The 15,317-nt window shown below is 40.1% G+C and carries 13 protein-coding genes; 3 read left to right on the top strand and 10 right to left on the bottom strand.

All coding sequences use genetic code 11. The features are described 5' to 3' along the window. Positions 1-31: 31 nt before the first annotated feature. Positions 32-3,343, bottom strand: coding sequence for a transglutaminase family protein (locus J7338_RS09800; RefSeq protein ID WP_210796895.1), 3,312 nt, complete (start codon positions 3,341-3,343; stop codon positions 32-34). A 580-nt stretch (positions 3,344-3,923) separates the two neighbouring features. On the opposite strand from J7338_RS09800, the gene J7338_RS09795 reads away from it, so the two are divergent. Continuing rightward, positions 3,924-4,718, top strand: a complete 795-nt coding sequence (locus J7338_RS09795) for an SHOCT domain-containing protein (protein WP_210796894.1) — start codon at positions 3,924-3,926, stop codon at positions 4,716-4,718. 86 nt (positions 4,719-4,804) lie between these two features. Continuing rightward, positions 4,805-5,980 (top strand): zinc-binding metallopeptidase family protein, encoded by a 1,176-nt coding sequence (locus J7338_RS09790; RefSeq protein WP_210796893.1) that lies wholly within the window; start codon positions 4,805-4,807, stop codon positions 5,978-5,980. A 106-nt stretch (positions 5,981-6,086) separates the two neighbouring features. Here the strand turns inward: J7338_RS09790 and J7338_RS09785 are convergent, their stop codons facing one another. The 5 genes from J7338_RS09785 to J7338_RS09765 all read right to left on the bottom strand — a co-directional run bounded on the left by J7338_RS09785 (position 6,087) and on the right by J7338_RS09765 (position 10,981). Then, complete coding sequence (locus tag J7338_RS09785; protein ID WP_210796892.1) at positions 6,087-6,557, bottom strand: hypothetical protein; 471 nt, start codon at positions 6,555-6,557, stop codon at positions 6,087-6,089. A 14-nt stretch (positions 6,558-6,571) separates the two neighbouring features. Beyond that, positions 6,572-7,003 (bottom strand): hypothetical protein, encoded by a 432-nt coding sequence (locus tag J7338_RS09780; protein ID WP_210796891.1) that lies wholly within the window; start codon positions 7,001-7,003, stop codon positions 6,572-6,574. A gap of 216 nt (positions 7,004-7,219) precedes the next feature. Then, positions 7,220-8,617 carry a M28 family peptidase gene (locus J7338_RS09775; RefSeq protein WP_149982512.1) on the bottom strand — a complete coding sequence of 466 codons (1,398 nt, stop codon included), beginning with the start codon at positions 8,615-8,617 and terminating at the stop codon, positions 7,220-7,222. A 203-nt stretch (positions 8,618-8,820) separates the two neighbouring features. Continuing rightward, positions 8,821-10,173, bottom strand: coding sequence for an NADP-specific glutamate dehydrogenase (gdhA, locus tag J7338_RS09770; RefSeq protein WP_210796890.1), 1,353 nt, complete (start codon positions 10,171-10,173; stop codon positions 8,821-8,823). Between the two features lie 334 nt (positions 10,174-10,507). Continuing rightward, on the bottom strand, positions 10,508-10,981 hold the full coding sequence (locus tag J7338_RS09765) for a YehS family protein (RefSeq protein WP_210796970.1): 474 nt from the start codon (positions 10,979-10,981) through the stop codon (positions 10,508-10,510). Between the two features lie 135 nt (positions 10,982-11,116). Between J7338_RS09765 and J7338_RS09760 the strand changes: the two genes are divergently transcribed. Further along, positions 11,117-11,461, top strand: a complete 345-nt coding sequence (locus J7338_RS09760) for a class I SAM-dependent methyltransferase (RefSeq protein ID WP_210796889.1) — start codon at positions 11,117-11,119, stop codon at positions 11,459-11,461. Positions 11,462-11,515: 54 nt separating this feature from the next. Here the strand turns inward: J7338_RS09760 and J7338_RS09755 are convergent, their stop codons facing one another. The 4 genes from J7338_RS09755 to J7338_RS09740 are packed head-to-tail and all read right to left on the bottom strand — an operon-like array spanning position 11,516 to position 15,201. Continuing rightward, positions 11,516-12,049: a DUF924 family protein gene (locus J7338_RS09755; RefSeq protein ID WP_210796888.1), complete on the bottom strand. Its 534-nt coding sequence runs from the start codon at positions 12,047-12,049 to the stop codon at positions 11,516-11,518. A gap of 9 nt (positions 12,050-12,058) precedes the next feature. Further along, the gene (locus J7338_RS09750) at positions 12,059-13,303 is read right to left on the bottom strand and encodes a lipoprotein-releasing ABC transporter permease subunit (RefSeq protein ID WP_210796887.1); all 1,245 of its coding nucleotides are present in this window, start codon (positions 13,301-13,303) and stop codon (positions 12,059-12,061) included. Next, the gene (gene lolD, locus J7338_RS09745) at positions 13,293-13,991 is read right to left on the bottom strand and encodes a lipoprotein-releasing ABC transporter ATP-binding protein LolD (RefSeq protein WP_210796886.1); all 699 of its coding nucleotides are present in this window, start codon (positions 13,989-13,991) and stop codon (positions 13,293-13,295) included. The genes J7338_RS09750 and lolD overlap by 11 nt, the downstream gene beginning before the upstream one ends. Further along, complete coding sequence (locus J7338_RS09740; protein ID WP_210796885.1) at positions 13,984-15,201, bottom strand: lipoprotein-releasing ABC transporter permease subunit; 1,218 nt, start codon at positions 15,199-15,201, stop codon at positions 13,984-13,986. Before J7338_RS09740 ends, lolD begins: the two co-directional genes overlap by 8 nt. Positions 15,202-15,317 lie beyond the last annotated feature (116 nt).

Below are 15,317 nucleotides of genomic sequence, written 5' to 3'. Positions count from 1 at the left end.
AGCAATACCATTAACAACCCAACAATATGATTTATTTGAACTTAGGTTGTCTCCTTAAATCGAGCGTATTAGGGTAATCTGAATTAGTATTTTCTTCATCGGGAACAACAAATTCACTCACCGATTGTGCTGATTCAAAGCTTCGTGTCGCAGCCGATGGGCTCCAACTAGGCTGATCAGATGCTAATAATGATGGTGTGTGGCCATGCTCCCAAAATCGTGCAACTCTTCGCCCTTCAGCTTCAAATGCATTAACGGGTAATGTTTCTGGATTTCGCCCACCAGCATGACTAACATGGTAGACAAAACCACCCATTGAACGGCCTTCCCAGGTATCGATCAAATCAAATACTAACGGTGCATGTACACCAATGGTAGGATGCAGCGCTGTTGGTGGCTGCCATGCACGGTAACGGATCCCAGCAACCATTTCATCTTTCGCTTTGCCTTTAACAATTTTAAGCGGCACGCGTCGGCCATTACACGTAACGATATAGCGGTCACTCATTGTGCCAATTACTTTTATTTGCACGCGTTCTAATGACGAATCAACATACCGAGCAGTACCAGATGCACTAGCTTCTTCACCAAGTACATGCCAAGGTTCAATCGCGGTTCTAAGCTCTAACGTCACATCATCGAGTTCTCGGGTGCCGCAAACAGGGAACCTAAACTCAAAAAATGGGTTTAGCCAACTTACTTGGAATGCAAAACCAGCTTGCTGCAGATCTCTAACAACCTCAGCTAAATCATTTTCTACGTACTGAGGTAATAAAAATTTATCATGTAATTCGGTGCCCCAACGGATCAACGGTTTGTGATAAGGCTTTTTCCAAAACCAAGCTAATAAAGTCCGTAATAACAACATTTGCACTAAGCTCATTTGTGAGTGAGGTGGCATTTCAAATCCCCTAAACTCGACAATGCCTAGTCGTCCTGTTGCTGAATCGGGTGAATATAGCTTATCAATACAAAACTCAGCCCTATGCGTATTACCTGTCAAATCAACAAGTAAGTTGCGTAACAAACGATCAACCAGCCATGGCTCAGGCACTTCCCCTTCAGGCATATGTGAAAATGCGATTTCAAGCTCATAGAGCAACTCATCACGTGCTTCATCCACACGAGGTGCTTGGCTTGTAGGGCCGATAAATAAACCTGAAAATAAATAAGATAATCCAGGATGGTGCTGCCAATAAGTAATAAAACTTCTTAAAATATCTGGGCGGCGTAAGAACGGGCTTTGCTGCGGTGTTTCACCACCTAAAGTGACATGATTCCCCCCCCCGGTGCCAGTATGACGACCGTCCGCCATAAACTTATCTGTGCCTAAACGTGTTTGTTTAGCTAGATCGTAAAGTGTCGTTGTTCTATCAACTAATTGCTGCCATGACGAAGATGGGTGGATGTTCACTTCAATGACACCTGGATCAGGTGTCACGGCGTATTTTTCTACACGACTATCTTTAGGCGGGCTATAGCCTTCAATAACAACCGGGATTTGCAGGGCTTTTGCGGTGTTTTCAATCGCATTTAATAGCGACATATAATGTTCAAAATGGCTCGTTGGGGGCATAAAGATGTACAACCGCCCTTCTCTTACTTCCAATGCCATTGCGGTTTTGATCATCTGTTGACCAATAAAGCCTTTTTGCAGTTTTTTAGCTTTTGTAAAATTATCTGGAATATCAAACGGATCTCGCTCAATAATGTTGTTTGTCCACTCAAGGCTATCAAGCGGTAATCTATAACCAAGGGGTGATTCACCTGGTAATAAAAAACAGTATTCGCGTTTAAATTCCCATTTACATGACTGCCAGCAATGTTTCACTTGATTAAACTGCAGCGGCAATGCATAACCAACAGGCTTTTCAATACCTTGTTCCATTTTAGCTAAAAAGCCTTTACGGCTCATTGCACTAAGAAGTTCAGGCTGTTTAGGCCCCACCTCTTTGGGTAACGATGCCTCTTGCCATAAATGATATAAAATATCTTCATAGGCTGTAGTGATAGCTTTGGTTTCAAGGCCTATTTCTACACATAACTGCTCTGTAAAACGCTTGGTATCTTTATGATCTAATTTATAATCTTTATTCGGATCAGCTAATAAACTGGCATCTTGCCATAAAGCTTCACCGTCTTTTCGCCAATAACATGCATATTGCCAGCGAGGCAGTGACTCTCCCGGATACCATTTACCTTGCCCATAATGTGTAAAGCCACCTTTGGTATATGCTTTGTTCATCGCAATAAATAAGGTTTGTGCTAGCACTCGTTTTTCTTTACCGTCGGCTGCTGTGTTCCATTGGGGATGTTCCATATCATCAATAGAAATAAACGTCGGCTCACCGCCCATTGTTAAATGAACACCTTCCTTAACATATACATCATCAACTTGCTGACCCAAGCGGTTTATTGCAGCCCATTGTGTTTCTGAATACGGCTTTGTAACACGAGGGTCTTCATGTACCCGTTTTACTTTGTTATAAAAACTAAATTCTGATTCGCACTTATCTATGCCACCAGAGACAGGTGCTGCTGAGCTAGGTTCAGGTGTACACGCAAGCGGAATATGGCCTTCGCCAGCAAATAACCCGGAAGTAGGATCAAGCCCGATCCAACCTGCGCCGGGAATATATACTTCCGTCCATGCGTGTAAATCAGTAAAGTCTTCATCAGGACCACTTGGGCCATCAAGTGATTTTTGATCTGATGTAAGCTGGATTAAATAACCAGATACAAAGCGAGCAGCCAAACCTAAATGACGAAACAGTTGTACTGACAACCACGCAGAATCTCGACATGAACCGGTTTTTTTTGTAATGGTTTCGTTTGCTGTTTGAACTCCAGGCTCTAAACGAATGCCATAGCCAACAAGATTATAAATTGACTGATTGACCGCAACTAAAAAATCAACACTTCTGATTGGTTTTTCTACACGTAACGAATCAATCAATTCTAAAAACTTAGGACTCGCCTTACGTTTTTTTAAATAGGGATTAAGCTCAGCCTTTGCGACTTTATCGTATTCAAATGGAAACTCTTCAGCGTAATCTTCTAAAAAGAAATCAAACGGGTTAATTACCGTCATTTCAGCCACTAAATCAACAGTAAAACTAAACTCAGTTGTCGGGCTATTAAACACCACTCTTGCCTGATAATTACCAAAAGGGTCTTGCTGCCAATTGATGTAATGATCTTCCGGCACTATTTTTAATGAATAGCTTTTAATTTTAGTTCGGCTATGCGGTGCTGGACGTAAGCGGAAAATATGCGGCCCCATATTTACTGGACGGTCGTACTTATATTGAGTATGGTGCGCTATGCCAACAGTAATTGTCATCAATTAATCCCTCTTTAATTTTTGTATAGCCATTTCTGTAATACTCACTACATCCGTTGCTTATTTGGGCAATATATTCCACTAGATTACATAGTAAGATTAGGCTATTAGCCTAAACTTTGGTCACTATTGACTGTTTAAAATCAAAGAGCAAACACTGTGAAAAGTTATTTGGTACATGATGCGCATCAAATTAGCACCAAGCTAAGCATTAAAAACCATACAATGCTTACTATTTATTGTATGCAATTCATCAATAAAGCATGTCTGCTTTTTCTAGCGATTAAATGGCAAAGAAAAACACTCCCGACTAACCACAACACCACTTAAATGTTTTGCTAAAACAAACTCAAAAAATAGTTCATAATAAAATCACGAATAAGCGTGATAACAGTGTTATAGTAGCTTGATTTTTAATCAACCTGAAAGACAAACTAGCAAGCTTAGTACCTTTAAACAAGTAATGTTGGCATTTTATTGTACTAATTTATGATTAGCATCAATGCTTAAGGTAGATTATTCACAGTGATTTCATGACGTAATACACATCCCGCCTATTTTCATATTAAGGACGCTATTTATGCAAACATTAACAAACATTGGTGACAACTTGGTTAAAGGGATATCTGCCCGTTATGGTTTAAGTTATGAGGCAGTAGTACATATGTTAGTTGCAGTAAATAATGGCGGTGGTTCAATGGCTCAGTTCAATTGCCCAGAGCTTGGCGGCTCAGGTCAATGGATGCGCGGAGGAATGACCATGGTAGGCGACATGTTCAATAACGGCTTGAAAAACACCGTTGATAACTTATGTAACGAACTTGCCACTATTTTAGCAAACAACCACGTTTTCCCTGTCATTCCTGCCGGTACTTTAGGAAGCAACCAATGGTGGCCAATTAATTTAGGGAACCCATCAAGTACCGGGTCACAAAACAACACCCGTTATGCTGTTTTCCCTAATCGCTTAGCCGTTGAAAAAAATGGTCAAATCACAGTTTATGATACCCTAGACCACCAAATTAGTGGCGTAAGCCAACAACAAGGAAACAATGAATCACTGACCTTTAATAGCCAATGGGGGAATATCAGTGTTAATAGTTTACCAATCGTTACAGAAAATAATTACTCTCATACAGAATCAAATCAAACCACTAATTTTGCCCAGTCAGATGACCTAGCAAAACAACCTACAACAGAGGTTATTGCTCCTGACATAATGACTAATAACACATCTACTGCTATTAATGCTTCGCAATACTCAGTGAATGAAACCCTCGACATTATTGAAAAATTAGCACAACTACGTGATTTAGGGGCACTCACTGATGCTGAGTTTAATGAGAAAAAATCAGCTTTATTGCAACGAATTTAATGGCTAGTACGCTCAGGCTGATTAGTTTTATAATTTGCTAACTTTATAATTTGTCATTGTATTTATCAACGGATACGGTAAAAAATATGAAAACGTTTATATGTAACTGCAAAGATAATCAAATATTGTTTTTTGAAAGTAGTCACTGCCTTGCCTGTGGCAAAACTGTTGGTATTGATGACTATTTTAACCTTGTAGAACCCTACGAATTTAATGACACAACAGGCTTATATTACAAAGCGTCAGCCCCTGATGTGCCTTATCAAAAATGTGATAACAATACACACTATAAGGCATGCAATGGCATGGTTGATATTGACAGTTTTGTACCAGCGCCAGACACTGAAGAAGTGCTGTGTTTCGCATGCCGCTTTAATGAAACAATCCCAGATCTAAGCATTAAGCAACACATTCCACTATGGACCAAAATGGAAACAGCAAAACGCCGAGCATTGTATACGCTTAAAGCGCTTTCTTTACCATTAAATAACCTCAGCCAAGATGCCGAAGGTGGCCTTAGTTTTGATTTTATAACCGACCGCAGTGTTAATGACCATTTTGTGACTAAATTAGCAGGTCAAGAAAGTGTTTTTACTGGCCATAACTGCGGTCATATTACTATTAATTTGGCTGAAGCTGATGATGTCGCTCGCTCACAAACAAAGCATGCTATGGGTGAGCGCTATCGCACTTTGCTTGGTCATTTTCGTCATGAGTTAGGACATTATTATTTTGACCAGTTAATTGCAAATTCACCGCAAAAACATGCTTTATGTAAGCAATATTTTGGCGATGATTCTTTAGATTACCAACAAGCGATTGATGCTCATTATAAAAATGGCGCTCCTGCTAATTGGCATGAAAACTATATTAGTGAATACGCCACCATGCACCCTTTTGAAGACTGGGCAGAAACTTGGGCGCACTACATGCATATTATTGATACCTTAGAGACCGCAAAAAATTTCTCTATTACAGGTTCTACACTTGGTAATGAATATGAGACTGAGGACACTGATGAGCTAAGGCTACCACAAAACTCGTATTACTTTAATAGCCAAACATCAATCTCAGTAATGTTGGATAGTTGGATGGAATTTTCGATTATTTTAAACTCGTTAAATCGCAGCATGGGTTTAGCTGATGCTTATCCATTTGTTTTAACACAGGCAGTACACACTAAGCTCTCATTCGTTCATCACGCGATCCATAACAGGCTTCACCTTATACCAGATTTAAATATAAAAACGGGGAACACATAATTAATAATTTAATTTCGTTAAATGCTACAGAGCGTATTGGTTTTCAGATTAAAAGCATTGACCGAACTAACATATAGCAAAGCGCAGTACGTTATATACTTAGGTATTATAAACTAAAGCTTGCCTGATACTTAGTTGAAATTAATCGTACTCGTTCAAATGGCCAATGCTCAGCGAGCCAATGTAAGATGCATAACCGTAAGGTATTATTTAATTCCTGACTATCATTACGTAGCCAAAAAGTAATCTCACTATCAAATTCATTGTTTACCCCAGGATCGATATACACAGAGCCTAGGCAGCGTGTTTTTTTCGGATTTAATATTGCATAAGCAAATGCTTTTTTTTCGTTAAACTCTGCGGCATGTTGAGCTAAGCTTTGACGATTATCTTCAAGGGTCATATCAGCTTTTGGCCAATCAGGCTTGGGGGCGAATATACCTTTTAGCTGCGGCACACTTGACATAACAGCTGTAAAATCAAGCTCGACTACCTGCTCATTTAATGGGGTAAAATAAAACGCAGTTGTTTGCAGCGCTTCTGGGGGGTTAAAATCCGTCGATACAAATAAAGACATTGCTTCCTTCCTTGCTAATATTTAACTGATAAAACCAGCCATTGTTGTTTTAATCCTATAAAATGAAAGCCGCCAATCAGTAAACAAATGATCGAGCTCCAAAGCCAAAACATCTCACTGCGTCCTAGCGGATTAGTCATTAAATATAATCCTGCAATACCGCGAAATAAATAAATCGCAGTTACCACAACTAACACAAAGCGTATGAAAGGTAGCTGTTTGAACAAACCCGCGGCTGAAAAAGCATATAACGACCAAACGCTTAATACAAAAGCGATGAAGAAAGTGATCAGCGAAGGCGTCGACTTGCCCTGCTCTGCGAGCATTGCCATGTGCTCACCAGCACCGAAAAAGCGATACCACGGCGCACCAAAAACAATACAACCAAGGTGAGCGAGTGCGGCTAAAGCACTCAAGCTGCCTGCAATCAGCAAAAATAGGTTCATACACTGTCAACTAATTCACATTTAATTCCACCATAATACGAAAAAGCCATTAATTTCAAGTATTCACTGAAATTATTGTGTAAAAAGTGTACTTTTATAAACTAAGGTCAACATAAAATACAACTATTGCTGTTCAATTGCGAAGCCCGCTACTAAATTGTCTTGCCTGATATTCAAGCGCAACTGTAATTACACTTGAATATCAGACGCTACACATTACTTTAGTGTTTGCTCAAACGCACCTACATCGCCAGGGAAAACCACCGGTGATTCAATACCGTCTTTATTAACCGCAGCAACCCCAAAATAATAATTATCAATGACTACATTTTTAAGAGTCGCTTCACTTACATCACCCACATAGCGGCTAAACTGCCATTGTGGTTCACTGGTATAACGCCAATAGAGTCTGTACCCCGTGGTCGTTTTATCATTATTTTTTTGCCATTTTAAGGTCGTACTAGGTTGCACAGCACCTGATATTTCAACGTTATTAGGTGGTGCCGGTGCCCATGCCATTGACGCTAAACTTACCGCATTAAGCGCTGTTAATTTTGCGGTATAATCAAAATCAACGCCATCAATGGTATCACCATAAACAATACCATCCTCAGTGCGTAAGTCTTGATGTTGATGGTTATAATTTTCGTTCGTTTCCATTACTCTTACAGCAGCATAACCCATGTCGTTAAACGGGCGATGATGCCCTCCTCGACCAAAGCGATCGAGTCGATAAACTAACAATGTGTCAAGATTGGGAATATAGCGATCGGCAATGGTATCGATATAACGGGCTAAATTACGACTAGCTGAATCGACCTCGCCACCGGTAAAACGGCGTTTATGCGCTTGCTCTTTAGTTTCGATAACCCGCGTACCTTCAGAGAAAATACGTGCAGTCGTGTTATCAGTAACGCCATTAATACCAGTAATATTACCAATCATGTCATTATTGAGTACACCGTGTACTTGCCAGCCTTGCTTTTGTGCATAGTCGGCTAAAATTTTACCACCAAAAAGTCCTTGCTCTTCGCCTGAAAGCGCGGCATAAACAATTGAGCCATTAAATTTATATTTAGATAACACGCGAGCTGATTCAATCACCCCAGCAACACCCGATGCATTATCATTCGCCCCTGGTGCGTCGCTGGTAAAATCCATTACATCGCTGACCCGTGAATCAATATCGCCCGACATCATCACCATCCGGTTTGGCTGATCAGTACCGCGTTGAATAGCAATAATATTCACCACTTCAACAGGATTTGGAATACGCTTTTCGCCAGAAATGGTATCTTTAACTTCTATTACTTCTAAACAGCCACCGCATTGCTGAGAAATTTTCTCAAACTCAGCCTTGATCCAACGCCGAGCTGCACCAATTCCTCGGGTGTTTGATTTTGTATCTGATAACGTATGACGAGTGCCAAAATCAACAAGTGTTTGAATATCACTGCCAATACGTGTTGCTGAAACATCAGCGGCAATATCATGAAGCTTGGTTTGATCTTGATAATTTAGCTCAGCGGCCAAGGTGCTTGTTGAAATAAACAATGTAGTTATTAAAATTGCGGGCTTGAGGGTCGAGAGCTGATAGGTTTTATGATCAGACATAGTGTTGATGCTCTTTATTATTTGATAAATATACAATACGTGAGCAGTTACCTGCTGCAAATAATTTTGAGACCAATACCTGTTTAACTCGTTCAATCACTGATTGGTTAGATAAACGGGATAATAATCGCGGTATGAACAAATATACGTCAATAAAAAACCCACCAATATAGTGGGCTTATGCATAGTAAAACTATCGTATGTTAAACAACACCTTGCTCAATCATAGCATCTGCTACACGACGAAAAGCAGCAATATTTGCACCTAACACTAAATTACCAGGTTGATCAAATTCAGCGGCTGTATTACTTGCAGTATCAAAGATATTTTTCATTATTTGTTGCAGCTTAGTATCGACCTCTTCGAACGTCCACATTTGCATACTGGCATTTTGCGCCATTTCTAATTGGCTCGTCGCAACACCACCCGCATTAGCTGCTTTGCCAGGACCATAGGCTATTTTAGCAGCAAGCAACACATCGACCGCTTCTTTAGTACTTGGCATATTTGCGCCTTCACAAACTAATATACAGCCATTGCTTATTAACGTTCGCGCATCAGCTTCAGTTAACTCATTTTGCGTCGCACAGGGAAAAGCGGCATCAGCAACAAAACGCCATACCGCATGTCCATCACTTGGGTAATCTGCACAAGCAATATACTTCGCATCGCTGTGGGTTTCTAAATAGACAACTAAACTTTCACGCGCACCTTCTTTAAGCTTTTTAACAAGCGCAACATCAATACCTGATTCATGATACAGCGTACCGCTTGAATCACTGCAAGTGATAGGTGTTGCCTCTAATTGATAAAGTTTTTCCATTGCGTAAATTGCCACGTTCCCGGCACCAGAAACTAAACAGCGCTTACCTTTAAGTGAGTCATCATTGTCTTGCAACATGTAATTGGCAAAATAAACAGCGCCATATCCTGTCGCTTCTTTTCGAGCCAATGATCCACCCCACAATAAACTTTTGCCGGTAAACGCACCGTCGTAACGTCCGGTCAACCGTTTATATTGACCAAACATATAGCCTATTTCGCGTGCCCCAACGCCAATATCACCCGCAGGCACATCAGTGGTTGGGCCGATATGACGATACAGCTCGTTGATAAATGATTGGCAAAAACGCATTATTTCGCTGTCAGAGCGACCCTTAGGATCAAAGTTTGCGCCGCCTTTACCACCACCAATCGGTAAGCCAGTTAACGCATTTTTAAAAATTTGCTCAAACCCTAAAAATTTTATGATGCTGGCATTTACACTTGGATGGAAACGTAAACCACCTTTGTATGGACCTAAGCTTGAGTTAAATTCAATTCGATAGCCTTTATTGACATGAATGTTACCTTCATCATCAACCCAAGGGACTCTAAACATAATTTGACGTTCAGGTTCAACTAGACGTTGAATAATCGCATTTTTTTGATAGTCGGCTGAGTTTTCAAGAATAGGTTCAAGTGATTCAAGCACTTCTTCAACGGCTTGATAAAATTCGCATTGTGCTGGGCTAGTTTGTTTTAAATGTGCAATGGTATCATGGATATAATTCATAATTATTCTTCCGTGTTAAAAGTTATGCTTGTCTCAGATGTTAAAATAGACGTGATCAAGTTTATGGGTCACCTAGTTAAGAGCCTTAAAAATTGTAATATTTTTAACACTGTAACATGATAAACCTATATATTTAACGTTCGATAACGTGAATTATTTTTGAGTTTATACGCAAGAGCAACAATTAACGCTCATTAAAACAGAATATAAATTTATGAAATGTGAATAAATAAAAATTTAAATACTAACGCAGAGAGCAGCTTAAAACACCGATGCTTAAAGTGGGGTTAAAAATCATATCCGTACGATATAAATACGGATATGAACACGTAAATTATTCGCCGCTTGCCTCTGGACGAAATTGTAGCTGTAAACCAGTTAAAAAGTTACGTAATATTTGGTCATTACATACACGATAATGCTTGTTATCGGCTTTACGAGAAAACGCACTTAACTCATGCTTACTCAAACTAAAATCAGTTAAGGCAAGGACATCGATCACGTCTTCCGTTTTCATATTTAATGCGATACGTAATTTCATTAAAATAATATTATTATTTAATTTACTTTCTGGCGCTGGTTGCTCACCGTCGCGCTTACCGCGCTTTGTATTAATAAAACCATTTAAAAAAATGGCAAACTCAGTATCACTTGGATCTACGTAACCCTCTTCCCCTTCTCTGGTTAGCCAACCAATCACTTGTTGTTGAGTCACGTCATGATCTGCTGCAGCAAAAATTTCAATCATGGTAGTATCAGCTAAATAAAAGGTATAGCGAAGGCGGCGTAAAATATCATTATTAGTCAAAGTAAATTCCAGAGTAAGATAAGACAACCAAGCAGGTATTGCTGGCTTATGAGTAGCCATACAGTTTAGCAGAGTTAACAAGGTCACCCTATTGATTTTTTGTTTTGCTCGACATCCCCATTATGAAGGAACGGCATGATTGATTTAACGTCATTTACTACCGATGCATACCTAGTAGCAACGATCCAAAGTAAGCAAGACACGCTAAAGGTTTTTGAAAATGCTGATTATCGTTGGCTTACACTCGGGGATGAGCTAACTTTACAAGGTGTAATGGAAAAGTCACAACCGCAGCAAGTATGCAATCCGGTAAATCAAGCTATGCTGCTATTTTTGCTTTGTAGCGAGCCTTCCTCACAGATATTAAATTTAGGTTTAGGCAGCGGTTGTTTTGAACGAGCAGTGACTAATAAAGCCGGATTTGAATTAACGACTGTAGAAATTAATCCGAATGTAATTAAAGCAGCACAACGATTTTAGCTCGCCTGATTTAGCTGCTGAAATTAAACAATTACTTTATATACCTAAGCTTGATTAAAAATGTGAGCCTGGTTGAGCTAAAAACGCAACTTCCTCGGCGCTCGACTGACGCCCTAAAGTAGCATTGCGGTGTGGGTAGCGACCAAACTGATCGATAATATTTTTATGGGCAAGTTCATAATCTTCATTACTCAAACCTTTAAATAATACCATCGCCTGTTGGTGTATAAAGCTCGATTCGCTGTGCATAAACGGCATATAAAAAAACACCCGCTGCTCAACAGGTAATAATTGATCAAAGCCTTTTTCGATTGCCAACTGTGCCAATGTTAACGCTTGCGGATCTTGACTAAACGCGTGAGGGGTATCCCGGTAAATATTGCGAGAAAACTGATCAAGCACAATCACTTCAGCTAATGCACCTAAGGCAGTCACTCGCCAAGACGCATACTCGCCTTTTGTAATAGCTATCAACAGATCACTAAATGTATCTCGTATCTTAATATCTGTAGCATCAGATTTTTTATACCAACCAGATGGACCGAGTTCATCAAACCAGTAATCAATTACTACTTGATAACTAAACATAAATTTCCCTTAGTTGCCTAATACCTTGGCTGGATCCACTCTTGTTGCCTGCCATGCAGGGTAAATAGTGGCTAATACTGCCAACACAAAAGTTACAATAACAGTGATCACAATATCTTGCCATACCAGCTTACTGGGTAAAAACTCAATAAAATACACCCCTTCCAGCGGGTTTGAGCCTAACAACTGACTCAGTAGAGTAAAAAGCTCACTGATGTTCAGCGCCAGTATCACACCTATAAATGAGCCCAGTACCACGCCAAAAAATGCTTGGCTAAGTCCTTGTAAAATAAAGGTCGCTAATATCGTACTGTCTTTAGCGCCCATGGTTTTTAATATCGCTATGTTGGCCTGTTTTTCACGTACTTCCATCACTAATGACGAAACAATATTAAAACTTGCCACCGCAATGATTAAAAACACCACAATATAAACAATAGTTCTGACCATTTGTATATCTTGGTACAAGCTACCTTGGGTTCTAAACCAGCTAGAGATATAAACATAATCATCAATTGTTTGGCCTACCCGTAGCCCAATTTGATGCGCTTGGAATACATCGGTTACGGCTAAACGAAGCCCTGTTACTTGCTGCTGTTCGTAGCCAAGCACAGACTGCGCTTTTCTTAAATGAACAAATGCCGCGCTACTATCAATTGGCCCACTCATTTCAATAATACCGGCTAAGGTTAAAGTCACCCTTTTTGGCGCTAATATTTCAGTACTGGTTTGATTTATTTGGGGGATCAATAGCGTAATTAACTCACCTTGCTTAACACCTAACTTTTTAACAATTTGTTGGCCTAAAATAATTTCGTCTTCACTTATTTGGCTGACCAACTTGCCATGGGTAAACTGATTAACCGCCGATACGTCACTTTCTAGAGCAGGATCGACACCGCGTACTTCAACTGCTTTAAGTTCACTGTTGTATTGCGCCATGCCATTGACACTAATAAAAGGTGCTGCACCGGTTACACCGGGTTGCTCTGAGAGCTTTTGGACTTTTTCAGGCCAGTTATCAATAGGACGATTAGGCGCAACATATTCAACTTGTGGCACAACGCTTAATAAACGATGTACTAGTTGTTGTTCAAAGCCATTGATCACTGATAAAGCAACGATAAGCACAGCAACACCGAGTAAAATACCAATGGTGGATGCTTTGGCAATAAAACTTACAAAGCCATTTTTTTCATCACTGCTGCCGGAGCTTGCTCTAAAACGTTTACTTAAATAGGCACTAAGCAACATGGCTGGCCTCTTTAATTGCCAATTTCCCATCATCAAGGTAAGCAATTTTACCCAGCTTATCGGCTAATTCTAGGTCGTGCGTCACCACCACAAAACTGGTATTCAAACTGCTATTAAGCGCTTTGATCAAATCGTAAATTTTAATCGCATTTTGTTTATCTAAATTGCCTGTTGGTTCGTCAGCCAATACCAGATCAGGCTCTGTTACTAATGCACGAGCGATTGCCACGCGTTGGCGCTCACCACCTGATAGCATTGATGGTTTATGACTACTACGATGAGATAAGCCAACTTTTTCAAGCATTGCTAGGGCTTTAACATTAGCCTCTTTAGCAGTTAGTCCTTTTATTAATAAAGGCATCGCAACATTTTCTACCGCATTAAATTCCATCAACAAATGATGAAACTGGTAAATAAACCCTAAATGATCGTTACGAAACTTAGCTTGCTCAGCACGAGATAATTTAGCAACTTGCTGGCCTTTGATTTTAACAACACCAGCAGTTTGTGAATCCAAGGTGCCTAATATATGTAACAAGGTGCTTTTGCCAGAACCAGAGCTACCAACAATTGCCAACATTTCACCTTGCTGTAAGGTTAAGTCTATCCCTTTTAATACCTCTACTTGACTGGCACCATCTTGATAGACTTTGCTTAACTGTTCACACTGGATAACTAAATCATTCATAACGCAATACCTCTGCGGGGCTAACATTGGCAGCTTTACGTGCCGGATATAAAGTGGCTAAAAAGCTCATGGTAATACTGCCAACGGCAATAATCGATAAGCTCATTACGTCAAATTTTACTGGTAAGGCAATCCCTTTTAACAAGTTTAAACCTATGCCTGCCAGCACTTCGTTGATATAAGCACTGAGTAATAAGCCAAGAGCTGCACCTATACTAGTGCCAATCAAACCATTGTATAAACCTTGGATCATAAATACTTGCTGCACTTGTGCCGGCGTTAAGCCAAGCGTTTGTAAAATAGCCACTTCACTTTGTTTTTCGCTCACCATCATGGTCAACGCAGAGACAATATTAAACACGGCCACTAGCACAATAAGCGCGAGCAACATAGACATAATGCGCTTTTCCATCGCCACAGCGGCAAACAAAGTGCCTTGTGACTGGCGCCAATCAGTTACCGAGTACTGACTTAAAATATTACTCGCTGAAGCGCTAAAGGCATCTAGTTGAAAAGGATCGTTCAGTGAAATACTCAAATTAGGAGCGCTCGTTGCGGGTAACTTTAAGATCCGCTGTAACGAGAGGCCACTGGTAAACGCCAAACTCATATCTATTTCAGAGCCAGTTTCATATATTGCAGCAACCGTGAATAAACGTTGGCTTGGTACGCGACCTAAAGGTGTATAGGTTGACGCATTCGGCATGATCACCCGCACTTTATCACCTAAACCAATTCCCAGTTTACGTGTTAAATAACGACTAACCGCAATGTGATAGCGCGATGTCATAACAGTTTGCCAATTACCTTGCACAACTTTATCGCTGATCTTATATAAAGACGCGTTATCGTCATACAAACCTTGCAATAGCACGCCATGTAGATCGCGATTGGTTTGCAAAATAGCTTCGCCATGGCGATATAAACTGGCATGTTTTACAAACTTAGATGCAAGGATATCATTTTGTAGTTGCGTCATTTGTGCCTGTGTTTGTCCCTCAGCTGCAATTTCAACATGGGGAATAAGGCCAAGCATGTTAGTTTTAAGGTTATTTTCAAACCCATTCATCACTGAGCTGACAGTAAATAATGCCATTAACCCTATGGCGATACCGGCAATGGAGAAAAACGAAATAAACGAGATAAATGCGTTCCCTTTCGAGGAGCGACTGTATCTCAGCCCGATAAACAGGCTAACAGGTTGAAACATAATTATTTATGGTTACATTTAAGGCCAATTCTGGGCTCATACTAGCATAGATAAAGTGCGATTGGGTATGCGCAAAAATGTAAAAATTAATGACAAATCAAATGCCGACGCTAATT

Origin of the sequence: Pseudoalteromonas ostreae, from assembly GCF_018069805.1 — a bacterium.
In the GTDB taxonomy this organism is placed as follows: domain Bacteria; phylum Pseudomonadota; class Gammaproteobacteria; order Enterobacterales; family Alteromonadaceae; genus Pseudoalteromonas; species Pseudoalteromonas ostreae.
Note: the sequence above shows the minus strand (reverse complement) of the source record. Positions and strands in the feature narration are given on the sequence as shown.

Excerpts from the sequence above, each read along its gene's own strand:
- J7338_RS09750 (WP_210796887.1), bottom strand. The coding sequence starts at position 13,303 with ATGTTGCTTAGTGCCTATTTAAGTAAACGTTTTAGAGCAAGCTCCGGC.
- J7338_RS09785 (WP_210796892.1), bottom strand. The coding sequence starts at position 6,557 with ATGTCTTTATTTGTATCGACGGATTTTAACCCCCCAGAAGCGCTGCAA.
- gdhA (WP_210796890.1), bottom strand. The coding sequence starts at position 10,173 with ATGAATTATATCCATGATACCATTGCACATTTAAAACAAACTAGCCCA.
- J7338_RS09790 (WP_210796893.1), top strand. The coding sequence starts at position 4,805 with ATGAAAACGTTTATATGTAACTGCAAAGATAATCAAATATTGTTTTTT.
- lolD (WP_210796886.1), bottom strand. The coding sequence starts at position 13,991 with ATGAATGATTTAGTTATCCAGTGTGAACAGTTAAGCAAAGTCTATCAA.
- J7338_RS09740 (WP_210796885.1), bottom strand. The coding sequence starts at position 15,201 with ATGTTTCAACCTGTTAGCCTGTTTATCGGGCTGAGATACAGTCGCTCC.
- J7338_RS09795 (WP_210796894.1), top strand. The coding sequence starts at position 3,924 with ATGCAAACATTAACAAACATTGGTGACAACTTGGTTAAAGGGATATCT.
- J7338_RS09760 (WP_210796889.1), top strand. The coding sequence starts at position 11,117 with ATGATTGATTTAACGTCATTTACTACCGATGCATACCTAGTAGCAACG.
- J7338_RS09800 (WP_210796895.1), bottom strand. The coding sequence starts at position 3,343 with ATGACAATTACTGTTGGCATAGCGCACCATACTCAATATAAGTACGAC.
- J7338_RS09755 (WP_210796888.1), bottom strand. The coding sequence starts at position 12,049 with ATGTTTAGTTATCAAGTAGTAATTGATTACTGGTTTGATGAACTCGGT.
- J7338_RS09780 (WP_210796891.1), bottom strand. The coding sequence starts at position 7,003 with ATGAACCTATTTTTGCTGATTGCAGGCAGCTTGAGTGCTTTAGCCGCA.
- J7338_RS09775 (WP_149982512.1), bottom strand. The coding sequence starts at position 8,617 with ATGTCTGATCATAAAACCTATCAGCTCTCGACCCTCAAGCCCGCAATT.